We start from the raw sequence: 16,370 nt of genomic DNA, 5'->3' as shown, positions 1-16,370 counted from the left end.
TTAACCCACCTCAATTCGGGGGCGAGCCTGTCGTGAAGAGTGCACGCGCCCTATCCGACAGGGTAGCAGCCGTGTCGCCCTGGTCACAGGCGATGACGTGACGCTGTTGCATGCTGCGCAACCATGTGACCTGGCGCTTGGCGAGCTGGCGCGTGGCCGCGACGCCGCGCTCGGTGACCTCGGCCAGCGTGGCCGGGTGGCGCAGGTCCAGTCCGGCGTCCAGCGCCTCCCACACCTGGCGGTAGCCCACGCAGCGGATGGCGGGCAGATCGGCATGCAACTCAGGGCGTGCGCGAAGGGCGCGTACCTCGTCGACGAAGCCGGCGGCCATCATCTGCTGGTAGCGCAACGCCACGCGGCGGTGCAACCAGGCGCGGTCCTGCGGCTCCAGCGAGACGACGACGGCCGGGCGCTGCGCGGCGGCGTCCTGCCGGTCACGCTGGTGAAAGGCCGACAGCGGCGTGCCCGTGGCGTGCCACACCTCCAGCGCGCGCTGGATGCGCTGTGTGTCGCCGGGGGCCAGGCGGGTGGCCGTCGCCGGGTCGACCCGGGCCAGCTCGGCGTGCAGAGCGTGGCTGCCCTGGGCGCGCATGCGGGTGTCGACCTCGGCGCGCACTTCGGGCGGAATGGCGGGCATCTCGTCGATGCCTTCGAGCAGGGCCTTCAGGTAGAGCATCGTGCCGCCCACCAGCAGCGGCGTGCGCCCGTGCGCACGGATGTCGACCACGAGGGCCTCGGTGTCGGCCACGAAGCGCGCCGCGCTGTAGCGCTCGGTCGGGTCGAGGATGTCGATGAGGTGGTGGGGCACCTGAGCCTGTTCCTCACGGGTGGGCTTGGCGGTGCCGATGTCCATGCCGCGGTAGATCAGGGCCGAGTCGACGCTGATGATCTCCAGCGGCACATGCCGGGCCAGCTCGAGCGCCACCGCGGTCTTGCCGCAGGCCGTGGGCCCGGTCAGGATCCACAGGGGTTCGGTGTGAGGTTGGCTCATGGGTTCAGGCGGCTTGCGGGATCAGGCCATGGCGCTGAACGCGGTGCAGCGCCACGCGGGCCGTGCAGGCGCCTCCCAACGCCATGCCGAGTGTCAGCGGGTGAATGGTGCCGACCCAGCCGGGCAGGGCGGTCCAGCCCGACATGACGGCGCCCACGCCGAAGGCGATCACCGACAGCACGAAGCCCGACAAGGCCGATGCGGCGCCCGCCTGATGCGGGAAGGCGGCCACCACGCCGGTCTGGCCGCATGGCTGGTGGATGCCGTGGCCGAAGGCATACAGCCACAGACCGGGCAACAGCGCCCAGGGGGGCACATCCCAGCCCGTGCTGAGCTGGGCCAGTGAGATGCACAACCCCCACACGCCGCCCACCAGCGGAAACCACCCCGCGCGCCGCACCGTGCCGCGCAGCCCTTGCCGGCTCAGTGTGCGCCGGCAGTGAAGGGTGCCCAGCAGGTAGGACAGCGAGGTGCTGGCCATCACGAGTCCGTAGGCCGTGCGGCTGATGCCGAGCACGTTGATGAACACGAAGGACGAGATCGACAGGAAGACGAACAACCCGCCATAGGTGGAGGCCGACAGCAGCGCGTAGCTGCGGAACACCGGCTGCTTGCCGATGCCGATCCAGTTGCGCACCAGCGTGCGCCAGGGCTGCGCGGCCTGTCGGCGCTCGGGGGCCAGCGTTTCGGGCAGGCGCCACCAGATGAAGGCGAGGATGATGGCCCCGGAGATGGCCAGGATCGACATGGTGGCGCGCCAGCCGCCATGCGTGGCCGCCAGACCGCCCAGGACCGGCCCGACCAGGGCGATCACGCCCAGCCCACCCATGCCGTGGGCCATCATGCGGGCGCCATCTTCGGGCTCGTAGAGGTCGCGCACCATGGCGCGCCCGCACATCACCACGCCGGACAGGCTGGCGCCTTGGGCAATGCGGGCGGCGATGACGATGCTGAAGTCCTGCGCCAGCGTGGCCGCGATGCTGGCCAGCACATACAGGCTCAGCCCCCAGCGCAAGACCGGGCGGCGGCCGATGCGGTCGGCAATCGGCCCCCACACCAGCTGGCCGAAACCGAAGCTGAGCATCAGCACCGACAGCGTCCATTGCGCCAGCGAGGGCGTCAGGCCGAGCGCCGCCTGCAGTTGCGGCAGCGCGGGCAGGTAGAGGTCGGTCGTGATCGGCTGCAGGCCCAGCAGCATGCTCAGCGCCACCACCACCACCCACGTGGGAATGCCGTGGCCGGCCGGGCGCGCCGCCGCGGGATCAGAAGCGCTCATCGGCCCTCAGGAATCGCCATTCGCCCACCGGCAGCTTGCCCAGCGTGATGCGGCCCATGCGCACACGCTTGAGGCCCACCACGCGCAGGCCCACCAGCTCGCACATGCGGCGGATCTGGCGCTTGCGGCCTTCGCGCAGCACGAAGCGCAGCTGCTGTTCGTTCTGCCACGACACCTGGGCTGGCTTGAGCTGGCGCCCGTCGAGCTCCAGACCAAAGCGCAGCTGCTCGATCACTTCGGGGGGCACGACGGCCGAGACGTTCTCGGCGTCCGGCGCGTCCACGGCCTGCACGCGCACCAGGTATTCCTTCTCGACGCCCGAGTCCTCGCCGATCAGCTGGCGCGCGATGCGGCCGTCCTGGGTCAACACCAGCAGCCCGGTCGAATCGATGTCGAGGCGGCCGGCCGGTGCCAGATGGCGCAGGTGCCCGCGGGTGAGCTGCAGGCCCTGGCGGTCTTCCTTCCAGCGGTTCTCGGGGCGGATCAGGATGACGGCGGGCTCATGCCCGTCTTCCGCCTGGCCGCTGACATAGCCGATCGGCTTGTGCAGCAGGATGGTGACGCGCTCGGCCTGCTGCGTGCGGGCCAGCGGGTCGATGGTGATCTCGACATCGGGCAGCACGCGGGTGCCCAGTTCGTCCACCACCTCGCCATTGACGCGCACCCAGCCCTGTTCGATCCACTCGTCGGCCTCCCGACGCGAGGCCAGGCCGCGTTCGCTCATCAGCTTGGACAGGCGCATGCGGCCGTCATCGGGCGTCGGGCGCTCGGTGTGCGGCGGTTGCGCAGGGCGCGGTGTGGCGCGGAAATCGTCACGCGACGGGGCCCGGCGGTCATCCCGGCGGTCGCCCCGCGGCTCGTCCCGGCGGTCTGCGCGTCCCCCGGTGCGGGGATCCTCGCGGCGGCCTGCCGCGGCGCGAGGCTCGCGGCGGCCTTCCCGCTGGCGTGGGTCGCCATACGGGGCAGCGCGGCGGTCCTCACCTCGCTGGGGGGCGGGCCGACGGTCGTCGTGGCGTGGGGCATCGCGACGCGGGCCCCGCTCGGCGCGGTCGTCCGGCCCGGGGCGGTAGGGCGGTGCAGCGGCGGCGCGCGCGGCCGCTTCCTCGCGCGCCTGGGCGGCTTCGGCGGCCGTCATGCGCTTGCGCGGTGCGGTGCCGCTGCCACGCACGGGGGGCTTGCGGTGCGTGGGCGCGTCACCGCCTTCGGTGGAGGCCGGGCGGTTGAGGCTCAGTTTCTTGCGTTCGGTCATGAAAAACAGTCAGGGTGGCGTCAGCGGCCGCGCATGAACAGGGCATCCAGTTCACGCAGGGCCAGCTGCCGCCAGGTGGGGCGCCCGTGGTTGCACTGGTCGGCGCGTTCGGTGGCCTCCATGTCGCGCAGCAGGGCATTCATTTCGGTCAGCGTCAGCTGGCGGTTGGCCCGCACGGCGCCGTGGCAGGCCATGGTGGCCAGCAGTTCGTGCTGGGCGCGCTGCACGACGTGGCTGGCATCCAGCTGGGCCAGTTCGGCCAGCACCGAGCGCGCCAGCTCCACGCCGTCGGCCTGCGCCAGCGCGGCGGGCACGGCACGCACGGCGAGCTTGCCGGGGCCGATGGCGTCGATGTCCAGGCCGAGTTCGGTCAGGGCCTCGCGTGCGGTCTCGGCTGTGGCCATCTCGGCCGGCGAGGCGGCAAAGGTCAGCGGGATCAGCATCGGCTGGCTTTCGAGCCGAGCCTGCGCCAGTTGCGCCTTCAGCCGCTCGTAGACCACGCGCTCATGGGCGGCGTGCATGTCGACGATGACCATGCCTTTCGCGTTCTCGGCCAGCACATAGATGCCGCCGATCTGACCGATGGCGCGGCCGAGGGGCCACTCTTCGTGGGGCGCTTCGTCGGTGGAGGCGGGCGATGCCATCTGGCCAAAACCCGACGGCGCGGCGAGCAGAGGGGCCGGCACGCCTTCGGCGACCCCCAGCGGGTGCGGCGCGGCGGGCGTGTACGTCACGGGCAGCGCGGCCTCGGCCTCGGCGTCCGCGCGGGCCACCACGCGGGGCAGGGCCAGGTCGGCAAAGGGATCCGGCGTGGTCGGCAGCGGCGCGGTCGGCGCGCCCGAGGCCGCAGGCCAGCCGGCCCAGCGCTGCTCGGGCGCGGTCGTGCCGGCGGGGCGCGCCCAGGGCAGGGCGCTCTGCGTGCGGTTGGCGCCGCTCCAGCTGCCGGCGTCCGATGCCTGCGATGGGCCGGGGGCCGGGTCCGGCACATCGGCAGCCGCACGGGCCAGGTCGGGCATCAGTGGCGCGGCCTCGGCCCCCGCGCGGGAGCGGGCCAGCGTGGCCTCGACCGCCTTGCGCACGGCCTGGTGCACCTCGCGCGAATCGCGGAAACGCACCTCGATCTTGGTCGGGTGCACGTTCACGTCCACCCGCTCGGGGTCGATCTCGATGAAGAGCACATAGGTGGGCTGGCGTGAGCCGTGCAGCACGTCCTCATACGCCGAGCGCACGCCGTGCGAGATCAGCTTGTCGCGCACATAGCGGCCATTGACATAGCAGTACTGCCAGTCGGCACGGGAGCGGGCGGCATCGGGCAGCCCGGCCCGCCCATGCACCCGCATCGGCCCGATCTGCAGATCGACCTCGCGGCTGGTGCGCACGAATTCGTCGCCCAGCACGTCCTGCAGGCGTTGGGCCGGCGTGCCGGGCCGCAGCTGTTCGACCAGCTTGCCTTCGTGCCATACGGCAAAGCCGACCTCCGGTCGAGCCAGGGCATGGCGGCGCACGGCCTCGAGGCAATGCGCGAGCTCGGTCGCGTCGCTCTTGAGGAACTTGCGCCGGGCCGGCGTATTGAAGAAGAGCTCACGGGCCTCGACGCTGGTGCCCACGGCACGGGCCGCAGGCGTCAGTTCGCCCGAGCGGGCATCCAGCCGGTGGGCGTGGGCGTCGTGCGGGGTGCGGCTGGCCACCGACATGTCCGACACCGAGGCAATGGCGGCCAGCGCCTCGCCCCGAAAACCCATGGTGCCGACGTGTTCCAGGTCGTCCAGCGAGCGGATCTTGCTGGTGGCGTGGCGCTTGAGCGCCAGCGGCAGCTCGGGCACGGGAATGCCGCAGCCGTCGTCCTCGACCAGAATCTGGCGCACGCCGCCCGCCATCAGCTTGACGGTGACCTGCCTGGCGCCGGCATCCAGGGCGTTGTCCACCAGTTCGCGCACCACCGACGCCGGCCGTTCGACCACCTCGCCCGCGGCGATCTGGCTGATCAGCTCGTCGGGCAGTTCCTGGATGGTGCGCCGCTGGACCGGCTCGGCCCCGGCGTCAGGCGCCGCGGCGGTCTGATCGGCGGTGGCAGGGTCGGGGGCGGTATCCAGATTCATCTGCGCATTGTAGAAGCGCGGGGCCGCCCGGACAGGTGGTGGGGCTTGCGGGCAAAGCGTCCATAATCCCGCGCTATGGAGCTCGCCCACTTTCTGATCGATTTCATTCTGCACGTCGACAAGCACCTTGCCGAGTTCGTGCAGCTCTACGGCCCGTGGGTGTACGCCCTGCTGTTTCTGATCGTGTTTGTGGAAACCGGGCTCGTCGTGATGCCGTTTCTGCCGGGCGACTCGCTGCTGTTCATGGTGGGCGCGCTGGCCGGCACCGGCTCGCTGAGCCTGCCGGTGGCCATAGGGGTGCTGCTGGTGGCCGCCATTGCGGGCGACCAGCTGAATTACTCCATCGGCCGCTACATTGGCCCCAAGGTGTTCCAGTGGGAGGACTCGCGCTGGTTCAACCGCAAGGCGTTTGATGCGGCCCATGCGTTCTACGAAAAGCACGGTGGCATCACCATCATCCTGGCCCGCTTCATGCCCTTCATCCGCACCTTCGCGCCTTTCGTGGCCGGCGTGGCGCAGATGAACCGGGCCACGTTCACCGCCTACAACGTCATCGGCGCGCTGATCTGGGTGGTGGGCCTCACGGTGGTGGGCTACCTCTTCGGCAACATCCCCTTCGTGCAGCAGCATCTCAGCAAGATCATCTGGGCGATGATCCTGGTGCCGGGGCTGATTGCCATCTTCGGGGCCTGGAAGGCCGGGCGCCAGGCGCGCGCCACGGCCTGAGTCGGGCGGTCACAGCGCCCGGTTGCGAGCCAGCGGCGGGTTGCGCGCGAAGTAGCGCTGGATGCCCGCCAGCAGGGCATCGGCGAGCTGGGCCTGGTAGGCCTCGTCCTTCAGCTTCGATTCCTCTTCCGGATTCGAGATGAAGCCCGTTTCGACCAGGATGGACGGGATGTCCGGGGCTTTCAGCACCGCAAAGCCGGCCTGCTCGACGCGCGGCTTGTGCAGCCGTCCGACCTTGCCGAGGTGGCCCAGCACGGCCTGACCGAGCTTCAGGCTGTCCTTGATCTGCGCGGTGGTCGACATGTCGAGCAGGGCGCGCATGATGGTTGCGTCCTTGGTCTTGATGTTGACGCCGCCCACGATGTCGGCCGCGTTTTCCTTCTTGGCCATCCACCGTGCTGCGGCGCTGGTGGCACCCGTCTCTGACAGCGCGAAGACCGACGCCCCCCGTGCTTCCGGGTTCATGAAGGCATCGGCGTGGATGGAGACAAACAGGTCGGCCTGCACCCGGCGGGCCTTGTTCACGCGCTCGTGCAGCGGCACGAAATAGTCGGATTCGCGGGTCAGCATGGCGCGCATGCCGGGCAGGGCGTTGATGCGCGTGCGCAGTTTGCGCGCAACCGCCAGCACCACGTCCTTTTCGTACAGGCCGCTGGGGCCGACGGCGCCCGGGTCTTCGCCACCGTGGCCGGCATCGAGCGCCACGATCACGAGCCGCTGGGTGGCGTCGGCGGCCGGCGGCGGTGGTTCATTGGGCTCGAGGCGCTCGGCGGTGGGGCGCGGCTCGGCGCGTGCACCGGGCTTGGTGTCCTTGTCCGCCGGCTTGGGCAGTGTCCGGGTGGCCACGCGGGTATCGCCGCGGTCTGCCTCGACTGGCGGGCGGCGCAGACCACCGATGAATTCGCCCAGGGCGTCGTTCATCGCGTCGGCGGCCTGCTCGGACGAGCGTTGCGCCGCCATCCCGGCCACAGCGGCGGGGCTCTGCTGGGCTGCGCTGGCCGCGGCCTGCTGGCCAGGCAGTGTGGTGCCCGCAGGGGCGGAGGGCGCCGCATTCGGCGACGAAGCTGGCGTGTCCGGCATGCCGGCATTCAGCGCCACACGCGGGTCGATCGGCGCGCCAGGATGCAGATCGAACACCAGTCGGTGCTGGTAGGCCGCCACGGGCGCCAGACCGAACACCTGCGGCTTGATCGCCTGCTTGAGGTCGATCACCAGACGGGCCACGGACGGCTTGTACTGGCCCACCCGCACGCCGGCGATGTAGGGGTCATCGCTGCGGATCTTGCGCACCAGTTCCTTGAGCTGGCTGCTCAGGGCGAGGCCCTCGATGTCGATCACCAGCCGGTTGGGGCGGTCCACCGAAAAGAACGTCGCGTTGAGTGCCGTGTCGGATTCCAGCGTGACCCGGGTGTAGTCCTGCGCCGGCCACACCCGCACGGCCACCAGCTCGGCACCCCAGGCGAGTTCCTTCGGGCCGAGCAGAAAGATGAGCGTGCCCCCCGCAGCCTGCTTGAGCAGGGTGCGGCGTGACGGAGACGGGGCAGGGTCGCGCTCACGCATGGGCGGGGCCTCCTTCGGTCGGGGCGGCTTTCAAGGCCGCGAGTGCGGCGCGGCCGATGGGGCTCAAGGCCTCGAGTCGGGCATCGCGTCGCGTGTCGTCGTGCAGGGTCAGCATCAGACGCAGGTCCGGGCGAGGCAGCAGCCCGGCGGCTTTGTCCGGCCATTCCACGAGCTTGAGGCCGGGCGCGGCGAACAGGTCGCGGAAGCCGGCGTCTTCCCATTCCTGCGGGTCGTTGAACCGATAGAAGTCGAAGTGCTGCACGGTGTGCCCGGGCAGTTCATGCGGCTCGACCACGGCGTAGCTCGGGCTCTTGATGCGGCCGGTCACGCCCAGCGCGCGCAGCAGGTGCCGCGTGAAGGTGGTCTTGCCCGCGCCCAGGGTGCCATGCAGCTCGATCACGGCGGAGCCACCGGAGTCGAGCCGCTGGCGCAGCGCCTGAGCCAGGGCGGAGGCCAGGGCCGCGCAGGCGGACTCGTCCGACCAGGTCTGGCAGACCTCGTCGGCAGAAGCGTTGGGCGGGCTTGCTACGATCGTCACATGCGTCATGAAATTCGGTCACCCCGGCAGCCAGATCAGGCAGGCTCATCGGATGCGCCTGCGGCGTCGCAGCCGCTGTCCGACCCGCGCGCCGTACTCGGTGCACTGCGTGAATGGGCCGCAGAACTGGGATTTTCCCAGATTGGCGTAGCAGATGTCGATTTGTCAAGTGCCGAGCCGGGCCTGCTGGACTGGCTGGCGCGCGGTTTTCATGGCGAGATGCACTACATGGCCAGCCACGGACTCAAGCGGGCGAGGCCGGCCGAGCTGGTGCCAGGCACGGTCCGCGTGATCACGGCCCGCATGGATTACCTGCCGACCAGCCTCCCCGAGGGCTGGCAGCGGGTGGAGTGGCGTCGCCTGGCCGACCCGTCACAGGCCGGCGTGTCGATGTATGCCCGGGGCCGGGACTATCACAAGGTGTTGCGTGCCCGGCTGCAGAAGCTGGCCGACCGGCTGGCCGCACAGATCGGGCCGTTTGGCCACCGCGTGTTCACCGATTCGGCGCCGGTGCTGGAAGTGGAGCTGGCCAGCCGAAGTGGCCTGGGCTGGCGCGGCAAGCACACGCTGCTGCTGTCCAGGGACGCGGGCTCGACCTTCTTTCTGGGTGAGATCTATGTGGACGTTGCGCTGCCGTTGACCGAGCCGGAAACGGCCCACTGTGGTGCCTGCCAGGCTTGCATGACGGTCTGCCCGACACAGGCCATCGTGGGCGAGCAGCAGGTGGATGCGCGCCGCTGCATCTCCTACCTGACCATCGAGCACCCAGGGCCCGTTCCGCTCGCGCTGCGCCCGCTGATGGGCAACCGCATCTACGGGTGCGACGACTGCCAGCTGGCCTGCCCGTGGAACAAGTTTGCCCGCCGGGCCAGGGTGCCGGACTTCGATGTGCGGCCGGCGCTGGCCGCGCCCGACCTGCTCGGCCTGTGGCAATGGGACGAGGCGACCTTTCTGCGGCTGACGGAAGGCAGCCCGATCCGGCGCATCGGCCATGTGCGCTGGCAGCGCAACCTGGCGGTGGCAATGGGCAATGCGCTGGCGTCGCCTGCGCTGGCTGCAGACACACGAGAGGACCTCGTGCAGGCCCTGCGACGCTGGGCCGACACCACCCCGCTGGCGGGCGACGACCACGCCCTCGTGGCCGAGCACGTGGCGTGGGCGCTGTCACAGTCTCCGTCTTAGTCGTTGACCAGCACGACCTTGCCGCGCACCTGACGTGAGCCCATCAGCGCAAAGCCCTCCTTGAGCTGGCTCATCGGCAGCTTGTGCTCGATGACGGGCTTGATCTTGCCTTCCATGTACCAGGCCGCCAGCTGCATCAGGCAGGCGGCGTTGGCCTGCGGTTCGCGCCGCGCGAACTCGCCCCAGAACACGCCGACGATGGACGCGCCCTTGAGCAGCGCCAGGTTCAGCGGCAGGTTGGGGATCTGCCCATTGGCAAAGCCCACCACCAGCAGGCGACCGCGCCAGGCGATCGAACGGAAGGCCTGCTCGGTCATGTCGCCGCCCACCGGGTCGTAAACCACGTCCGGGCCCTTGCCGTCGGTCAGCGTCTTCAGCGCGTCGCGCAAGTTGGTGGTGGTGTAGTTGATGGTCTCGTCGGCGCCGAGCTCGCGGCAGAGCGCGCACTTCTCGTCGGTGGAGGCCGCGGCAATCACGCGGGCGCCGGCTGCCTTCGCGATCTGGATGGCGGCCGTGCCGACACCGCCAGCGGCACCGAGCACCAGCACCGTCTCACCAGCCTTCAGCGCGGCGCGGTCCATCAGCGCGTGGTAGGTGGTGCCATAGGTGCACAGGAAGGCCGCGGCGTCTTCGAACGAGAACACCGGCGGCAGCGGCATCAGCACGGCAGCCGGCGCAAGGGCGTGGGTGCCGAAGCCACCCGTGCCTGCAAAGCCGGCCACATGCGTGCCCACGGCCAGGTGCTTGACGCCTTCCCCCACGGCTTCCACCACGCCCGCGAACTCGGCGCCCGGCACGAAGGGCAGGGCCGGCTTCATCTGGTACTTGCCTTGCACGATGAGCAGGTCAGGGAAGTTCAGGCTCGCGGCCTTGATGGCCACGCGCACCTCGCCCTTGCCCGGTTCGGGCGTGGGCTGCGTCTGCCAGGCCAGTTGCTCGGGGCCGGCGAATTCGTTGCAGATCCAGGCTTGCATGAGGGGTGTCTCCAAAGTGAGGTCCGTCAGGGACTCTGTATGAGGGTACAGACGAGTATCACACTGCGCCGCGAGCGAAAGTGTCGCATTGGCGCAGATCGCCGGTGTCGAGGCCGCGCCGGAACCAGGTCTGGCGCTGCACGCTGGTGCCGTGGGTGAAGGAATCCGGACGGACCTCGCCGCCGGCCTGCCGCTGCAGCGCGTCGTCGCCAATGCGCGCGGCCGCGTTCAGCCCTTCCTCGATGTCGCCGGTTTCCAGCACCTGACGAGCGCGGTCGGCGTGGTGGGCCCAGACGCCGGCATAGCAATCGGCCTGCAATTCCAGCCGCACGCTCAGCGCGTTGTACTGGGTTTCGCTGACGCGGCCGCGCATGGCGTCCACCTTGTCGGTGGTGCCCAGCAGGTTCTGTACGTGGTGGCCCACCTCGTGCGCGATCACATAGGCCTGGGCGAAGTCGCCGGGGGCGCCGAGTTGCTGACGCAGCACGTCGTAGAAGCCGAGGTCGATGTAGACCTTCTGGTCGGCCGGGCAGTAGAACGGACCCATGGCCGACTGGCCCGTGCCGCACGCGGTGGGGACGCTGCCCCGGAACAGCACCAGGCGCGGGTCCTGGTACTGCCCGCCACCTTCCTTGAACAACGTGCGCCACACGTCTTCGGTGTCGGCCAGCACGGTGCGCACGAAGCGCGTCTGTTCGTCGTTCTGCGGTGCGGTGCCCGGCTGCTCGACGGCGGGCTGGCTGACCGGGGCAGGGCCGCCGGCCAGCATCTGCAGCACCGTCAGGGGGTTGACGCCGAGGAAGTAGCTGGCCACCAGCGCGATCACGACCGAGCCGATGCCCAGGCGTCCGCCGCCCAGCCGCAGGCCGCCGCCGGGCCCGCCACCCTGGTTGCGCACATCGTCCACGTTGTCGCTTTCGCGGTTGCCTTCCCAGCGCATGACGCTCCTCCCTTTGTGTTCGGGACATCGTAGCAGCGGGCGCCTAGAATTCCCGCTCGTCGGCACACCGGCTTCCGGGCCTTGCCTTCCCCCTTGTCCTGACCCACGTGGCCCGTGCCGCGGCCCTGCTTCATGTCCGTTCTGCCCGCCACCCGTGTTGACCATGCCCGACTGGGGCCCGACCTCGTGCGCTGGCTCTGGGTGGTGGGGCTGGCGTCGGTGGGCTTCCGGGCCTGGCTGGCCGCGGTGCTGCCCATGACGGGCGACGAGGCCCTGTTCTACTGGTGGGCGCGCTTTCCCGACTACGGCTATTACGACCACCCGCCCATGGTGGCGTGGTGGATCATGGGCACGCGGGCGTTGTTCGGCGATGCGGCCTGGGCCATCCGGCTGCCGATGCTGGTGTTGCCGCTGGGTGTCGGGGCGGCCATCTGGTGGGCCTGGGCGCCGGCGGACCGGACGCGGGCGGCGTGGGCCGTGCTGCTGTACTGGCTGATGCCGATCAACTGGCTCAACGCCCTGATGACGACGGACTCGCCGCTCATCCTGTTTGCGGCGTGGTCGGTGGCGGCCCTGGTGCGCGCCGAGCGGCAGTCGGCCAGTGGGCGCATGGCCTGGGGGATGTATGCCTTCAGCGGCGTGGCCATCGGCCTGGCCTTCCTGTCCAAGTATTTTGCGGTGCTGCTGGGGCTGGCCTACCTCGTCTACTTTGCGGGTTGGGCGCGCGGGCGCTGGCGTGGCCTGCTGCTGCTGGTGTTGTGCGGTGTGCCGGCCGCCCTCGTGAACCTGATGTGGAACCTGGACCACTGCTGGACCAACATCATGTTCAACGTCTTCAACCGCAACGAAGACGCCGATTTCGGCTGGGACAAGCCGCTGGGGTATCTGCTGACGCTCGTGTACCTGGTGAGCCCGGTGTGGCTCTGGTACGCGTGGCGGGCGCGCGCCGCCCTGCGCGGGGCGCTGCGAGGGCAGGCCCTGCTGGCCTGTGTGGCGCTGGTGCCGCTGGCGCTGTTTGCGCTGATGTCGGGGCGCAAGGTGATCGGGCTGCACTGGCTGCTGGCCTTCCTGCCCTTCGTGACGGTGCTGCTGACCTGGCGGCTGCCGGCCGTTCGGCTCGCGGGCGTGCGCCGGGGGCTGGTGATGTTCCTCGGCCTGCACGTGGCCGTCGTGGTGGCGCTGTCGCAGACCAGCTTGACGCAGTGGCAGCAATTCAAGCACTACAAGCGCATCGTCGAGGCTGTGCGGGCGCCCGAACTGGTGCAGCAGGTGGCCGCACCCGGTGTGGTGCTGATGGGCCATGCCTATTCGGCCGCCTCCATCTACGGTTACGCAGCGGGGCAGCATGTGCCGGTGTTCGGGCTGGGCAGCGTGCATGCGCGACAGGATGACCTCGTGGTGAACTACAGCCGCTTCGATGGCCGCACCATCCGTGTGCTGCGCACGAGCGCCCCGGCGCCGGGCGAGTACGAGCCGTACTTCCACACCGTGCGAGCCTGGCAAGTGGTGCAGGATGGTCAGCCCTTCCATGTGATCGAGGGCCAGGGCTTCCGGTTCGATGTGTACCGCGAGCAGGTTCTGAACGAAGTGAACCGCCGCTATTACGCCTTCCCTGCATGGCTTCCTGTGCGCGGCTGCGTGTTCTGCGAGCGTTTGTGCGGCGCGGCCCGCTGCGCACCCTGAGCGTGGGCGGCAGCCTCCGGACCGATACCGGAGGGGACCATCGCCGCTGTCATCGTCATGCCGCACATGGGATGCCCAGCCCACCCCTGCCCAGGCAGGGCGAGGGCTAGAATTCGGCCTCCATTCCTGCCCTGAGGCGCTGCCGCACCATGTCCGCTCCCGAGTCGTCCCTGCCCGTGGTCATCATCGGTGCCGGCCTTGCCGGCCTGACCGTGGCGCTGAACCTGGCAGAGACCCAGCCTGTGATCGTACTGGCCAAGCGTCAGTTGGAAGAGGCCGCCACGGCGTGGGCTCAGGGCGGCATCGTGGGTGTGCTCGGCAGCGACGACAGCGTTGAATCGCACGTGCGCGACACGCAGGAGGCCGGCGCCGGCCTGGTGGACGAGCGCACCGCCGAATTCATCGCCCGCCACAGCGCCGAAGCGGTGGAGTGGCTGGTGGCCCGGGGCGTGCCGTTCTCGCCCGACCCCCAAGGCCCGCTGGGCCTGCACCTGACGCGTGAGGGCGGCCACGCCGTGCGGCGCATTGCGCACGCCGCCGACGCCACGGGCAAGGCCATCCACGACGTGCTGCTCGATGAGGTCAAGAAGCACCCGAACATCACGCTGCGCGAGCGCTGGATGGCGGTCGACCTGATCACGCAGCGCCACCTGAAAAAGGGCAGCGACGACCGCGCCGAGAACCGCCGTTGCCACGGCGTGTACGCGCTGAACATTGACACGCACGAGGTGGAGACGCTGGCGGCCTCGGCCGTGGTGCTGGCCACCGGGGGCGTGGGCAAGGTCTACCGCTACACCAGCAACCCCGACACCTCGACAGGCGATGGCATCGCGATGGCGTGGCGCGCTGGCTGCCGCGTGGCGAACATGGAGTTCATCCAGTTCCACCCGACGTGCCTGTACCACCCACAGGAGCGCAGCTTCCTTATCACCGAGGCGCTGCGTGGCGAGGGTGGCCTGCTGAAGCTGCCCAACGGCCACCGCTTCATGCCCGACCACGATGAGCGCGGCGAGCTGGCCCCCCGCGACATCGTGGCGCGCGCCATCGACTTCGAGATGAAGAAGCACGGCGTCGATCACGTGTGGCTGGATGCCACGCACCTGGGCGAAGCCTTCCTGCGCTCGCACTTCCCGACGATCTACGCGCGCTGCCTGGAGCTGGGCATCGACATCGCCCGCCAGCCGATTCCAGTCGTGCCGGCTGCGCATTACACCTGCGGTGGCGTCGTGACCGATCTGCATGGCCGGACCGACCTGCCGGGCCTGTACGCCGTGGGCGAAACCACCTACACCGGCCTGCATGGCGCCAACCGCCTGGCCAGCAACTCGCTGCTGGAATGCGTGGTGCTGGGCAAAACCTGCGCGGACGACATCGAGGCGCAGATTCCGAAGGCCGTGCCCAAGGTGCAGGCCTGGGACGAGAGCCAGGTGATCGACGCGGACGAAGAGGTCGTGATCGCCCACAACTGGGACGAACTGCGCCTGCTGATGTGGAACTACGTGGGCATCGTGCGCACCACGCGCCGCCTCGAGCGCGCACTGCATCGCATCAAGCTGCTGCGTTCCGAGATCGACGATTACTACGCAGCCTTCCGCGTCACGCGTGACATGCTGGAGCTGCGCAATCTGGTCGATTGTGCCGAGCTGATCGTGCGCTCGGCGCTGTCGCGCCAGGAGAGCCGCGGCCTGCACTACAGCCGCGACTACCCCTACACATTGCCCGCGAGCTTCCCGACCATTCTGTGCCGCAAGGCCAAGAAGAAGGACAAGGACGCCTGGCTGCCGTGATCGGTGGTCAGCGCCGTGCCCGCATGGCGTAGCGGGCCTGGACGAATTCGAAGGCGAACAGCACCGCCTCGCGGATGGCCTGCTCGCTCTCCTGGCGCTCCTTCTCGGTCATGTGGAAGGACAGGTCCACCTGGTGGCGGATGTAGCGCGGCGGCAGGCGGTTGAGGGCCACGCAGGCGACGTCCGGGTGGTGGTCTTCCGTCAGCAGCGGATAGCCGGCGGCGAGGTCGACCACCAGATCGACCACCAGGCGTTCGTGGTAATTGTGCAGAGACGTGAAGTCGGCAGGCATGGTGTGGCGAGGGGGCGCAATGGTCGCAGTGTGGCTGAGCCCGAGCGGGCCCGGCCGTGAAAAAGGGCCCGTGAAGGGCCCCGGTTCGGCAATATGGCGCAGGCGAGGGCGCTTTCGTGCATGCCTGCCGGTGCGCTTCAGCCGCCGATGCGCTCCAGCACCCGCAGCGAGAAGTCGACCGCCTTGACGTCCTTGGTGAGCTTGCCCACCGAGATGCGGTCGACGCCCGTTTCGGCGATGCCGCGCAACTGGTCCATGGTGACGCCGCCCGACACCTCGAGCAAGGCCTGGCCGTGCGTGAGCTGCTGGTTGAGGGCGACGGCCTCGCGCATCATGTCGTTGCTGAAGTTGTCCAGCAGCACGCTGGTGGCGCCGGCGGCCAGGGCTTCGCGCAACTCATCGAGGTTCTCGACCTCGACCTGGATGGTGATCTGCTCGCGCTGCGGCGAAGGCTGTGCGGCCACCAGGGCCTGGGCGTTCTTCACGGCGGCCGTCACGCTGCCGGCCGCGGCAATGTGGTTTTCCTTGATGAGGATGCCGTCGTACAGGGCCAGGCGCTGGTTGGCGCCGCCGCCCACGCGCACGGCGTACTTCTGCGCCAGGCGCAGGCCGGGCAGGGTCTTGCGGGTGTCGAGCACCACGCAGCCGCGCGGGTTGGGCGAGGCGCCTTCGATGGCGTCCATGTGCTTGCGCGCCATCGTGGCCACGGCCGACAGCGTCTGCAGGAAGTTCAGGCCCGGGCGCTCTGCGGTGAGCAAGGCGCGGGCATCGGCTTCGATGGCGCAGACCTCGGTGTTCGGCTGCATCAGCGCGCCCTCGGCGTAGGCCCACGTGATGCGGGCGGTGGCGTCGAGCTGGTTCAGGCAGGCCTCGAACCAGTCGCGGCCGCACAGCACGGCTTCTTCGCGCACGATGAGGCGGGCCTTCACGCGCTGGCCGGCCGGCACCAGTTGCGCCGTCCAGTCGCAGACGCCGACGTCTTCGAACAGGGCGTCACGCACGTTGCGGGCGCGGGCTTCTTCCAGGGTTTCGTTGTGGTCGAACATGGATGGGGTCTTGTTGTGTTCTGCGGT

Annotated in this window: 14 protein-coding genes; 4 read left to right on the top strand and 10 right to left on the bottom strand. The window is 69.7% G+C overall.

Annotated features, from left to right (window positions below; genetic code table 11):
• Positions 1–10: 10 nt before the first annotated feature.
• The 4 genes from miaA to mutL are packed head-to-tail and all read right to left on the bottom strand — an operon-like array spanning position 11 to position 5,615.
• Positions 11–991, bottom strand: coding sequence for a tRNA (adenosine(37)-N6)-dimethylallyltransferase MiaA (miaA, locus tag DEH84_RS10635; protein ID WP_109036828.1), 981 nt, complete (start codon positions 989–991; stop codon positions 11–13).
• Between the two features lie 4 nt (positions 992–995).
• Positions 996–2,267, bottom strand: a complete 1,272-nt coding sequence (locus DEH84_RS10630) for a multidrug effflux MFS transporter (RefSeq protein WP_109036827.1) — start codon at positions 2,265–2,267, stop codon at positions 996–998.
• Positions 2,254–3,516: a pseudouridine synthase gene (locus DEH84_RS19755; RefSeq protein WP_109036826.1), complete on the bottom strand. Its 1,263-nt coding sequence runs from the start codon at positions 3,514–3,516 to the stop codon at positions 2,254–2,256. The genes DEH84_RS10630 and DEH84_RS19755 overlap by 14 nt, the downstream gene beginning before the upstream one ends.
• Positions 3,517–3,536: 20 nt before the next feature.
• Positions 3,537–5,615, bottom strand: coding sequence for a DNA mismatch repair endonuclease MutL (gene mutL, locus DEH84_RS10620; RefSeq protein ID WP_109036825.1), 2,079 nt, complete (start codon positions 5,613–5,615; stop codon positions 3,537–3,539).
• Between the two features lie 75 nt (positions 5,616–5,690).
• Here mutL and DEH84_RS10615 point away from each other — a divergent pair, with 75 nt between their 5' ends.
• Entirely contained in the window at positions 5,691–6,341 is a 651-nt protein-coding gene (locus tag DEH84_RS10615) for a DedA family protein (RefSeq protein ID WP_109036824.1), read from the top strand.
• Positions 6,342–6,350: 9 nt separating this feature from the next.
• On the opposite strand, the gene DEH84_RS10610 is transcribed toward DEH84_RS10615, so the two are convergent.
• Both DEH84_RS10610 and tsaE read right to left on the bottom strand, forming a co-directional pair.
• Positions 6,351–7,901 (bottom strand): N-acetylmuramoyl-L-alanine amidase, encoded by a 1,551-nt coding sequence (locus DEH84_RS10610; protein WP_109036823.1) that lies wholly within the window; start codon positions 7,899–7,901, stop codon positions 6,351–6,353.
• Complete coding sequence (gene tsaE, locus DEH84_RS10605) at positions 7,894–8,448, bottom strand: tRNA (adenosine(37)-N6)-threonylcarbamoyltransferase complex ATPase subunit type 1 TsaE (protein WP_109038335.1); 555 nt, start codon at positions 8,446–8,448, stop codon at positions 7,894–7,896. The genes DEH84_RS10610 and tsaE overlap by 8 nt, the downstream gene beginning before the upstream one ends.
• A gap of 96 nt (positions 8,449–8,544) precedes the next feature.
• Between tsaE and queG the strand changes: the two genes are divergently transcribed.
• Complete coding sequence (queG, locus tag DEH84_RS10600; protein ID WP_342755637.1) at positions 8,545–9,621, top strand: tRNA epoxyqueuosine(34) reductase QueG; 1,077 nt, start codon at positions 8,545–8,547, stop codon at positions 9,619–9,621.
• Here queG and DEH84_RS10595 read toward each other — a convergent pair.
• The gene (locus DEH84_RS10595) at positions 9,618–10,595 is read right to left on the bottom strand and encodes an NADPH:quinone oxidoreductase family protein (protein ID WP_109036822.1); all 978 of its coding nucleotides are present in this window, start codon (positions 10,593–10,595) and stop codon (positions 9,618–9,620) included. The genes queG and DEH84_RS10595 overlap by 4 nt on opposite strands.
• 58 nt (positions 10,596–10,653) lie before the next feature.
• Entirely contained in the window at positions 10,654–11,535 is an 882-nt protein-coding gene (gene ypfJ, locus DEH84_RS10590; RefSeq protein WP_109036821.1) for a KPN_02809 family neutral zinc metallopeptidase, read from the bottom strand.
• Between the two features lie 132 nt (positions 11,536–11,667).
• Here ypfJ and DEH84_RS10585 point away from each other — a divergent pair, with 132 nt between their 5' ends.
• Both DEH84_RS10585 and nadB read left to right on the top strand, forming a co-directional pair.
• Complete coding sequence (locus DEH84_RS10585) at positions 11,668–13,218, top strand: ArnT family glycosyltransferase (protein ID WP_109036820.1); 1,551 nt, start codon at positions 11,668–11,670, stop codon at positions 13,216–13,218.
• A gap of 149 nt (positions 13,219–13,367) precedes the next feature.
• Positions 13,368–15,005, top strand: a complete 1,638-nt coding sequence (nadB, locus tag DEH84_RS10580; protein ID WP_109036819.1) for an L-aspartate oxidase — start codon at positions 13,368–13,370, stop codon at positions 15,003–15,005.
• Positions 15,006–15,012: 7 nt separating this feature from the next.
• Here nadB and DEH84_RS10575 read toward each other — a convergent pair whose 3' ends face one another.
• Positions 15,013–15,297, bottom strand: a complete 285-nt coding sequence (locus DEH84_RS10575; protein WP_109036818.1) for a late competence development ComFB family protein — start codon at positions 15,295–15,297, stop codon at positions 15,013–15,015.
• A 137-nt stretch (positions 15,298–15,434) separates the two neighbouring features.
• The gene (gene nadC, locus DEH84_RS10570; RefSeq protein ID WP_109036817.1) at positions 15,435–16,343 is read right to left on the bottom strand and encodes a carboxylating nicotinate-nucleotide diphosphorylase; all 909 of its coding nucleotides are present in this window, start codon (positions 16,341–16,343) and stop codon (positions 15,435–15,437) included.
• Positions 16,344–16,370: the final 27 nt, after the last annotated feature.

The organism is Aquabacterium olei (assembly GCF_003100395.1).
Lineage (GTDB): Bacteria > Pseudomonadota > Gammaproteobacteria > Burkholderiales > Burkholderiaceae_C > Aquabacterium > Aquabacterium olei.
This window is presented reverse-complemented; position numbering and strand designations above follow the sequence as displayed.

What these genes read in the sequence shown, in the direction of transcription:
- DEH84_RS10610 (WP_109036823.1), bottom strand. Translation starts at nt 7,901, where the DNA reads ATGCGTGAGCGCGACCCTGCCCCGTCTCCGTCACGCCGCACCCTGCTC.
- mutL (WP_109036825.1), bottom strand. Translation starts at nt 5,615, where the DNA reads ATGAATCTGGATACCGCCCCCGACCCTGCCACCGCCGATCAGACCGCC.
- DEH84_RS19755 (WP_109036826.1), bottom strand. Translation starts at nt 3,516, where the DNA reads ATGACCGAACGCAAGAAACTGAGCCTCAACCGCCCGGCCTCCACCGAA.
- nadC (WP_109036817.1), bottom strand. Translation starts at nt 16,343, where the DNA reads ATGTTCGACCACAACGAAACCCTGGAAGAAGCCCGCGCCCGCAACGTG.
- DEH84_RS10630 (WP_109036827.1), bottom strand. Translation starts at nt 2,267, where the DNA reads ATGAGCGCTTCTGATCCCGCGGCGGCGCGCCCGGCCGGCCACGGCATT.
- ypfJ (WP_109036821.1), bottom strand. Translation starts at nt 11,535, where the DNA reads ATGCGCTGGGAAGGCAACCGCGAAAGCGACAACGTGGACGATGTGCGC.
- DEH84_RS10575 (WP_109036818.1), bottom strand. Translation starts at nt 15,297, where the DNA reads ATGCCTGCCGACTTCACGTCTCTGCACAATTACCACGAACGCCTGGTG.
- tsaE (WP_109038335.1), bottom strand. Translation starts at nt 8,448, where the DNA reads ATGACGCATGTGACGATCGTAGCAAGCCCGCCCAACGCTTCTGCCGAC.
- DEH84_RS10615 (WP_109036824.1), top strand. Translation starts at nt 5,691, where the DNA reads ATGGAGCTCGCCCACTTTCTGATCGATTTCATTCTGCACGTCGACAAG.
- DEH84_RS10585 (WP_109036820.1), top strand. Translation starts at nt 11,668, where the DNA reads ATGTCCGTTCTGCCCGCCACCCGTGTTGACCATGCCCGACTGGGGCCC.
- DEH84_RS10595 (WP_109036822.1), bottom strand. Translation starts at nt 10,595, where the DNA reads ATGCAAGCCTGGATCTGCAACGAATTCGCCGGCCCCGAGCAACTGGCC.
- miaA (WP_109036828.1), bottom strand. Translation starts at nt 991, where the DNA reads ATGAGCCAACCTCACACCGAACCCCTGTGGATCCTGACCGGGCCCACG.
- nadB (WP_109036819.1), top strand. Translation starts at nt 13,368, where the DNA reads ATGTCCGCTCCCGAGTCGTCCCTGCCCGTGGTCATCATCGGTGCCGGC.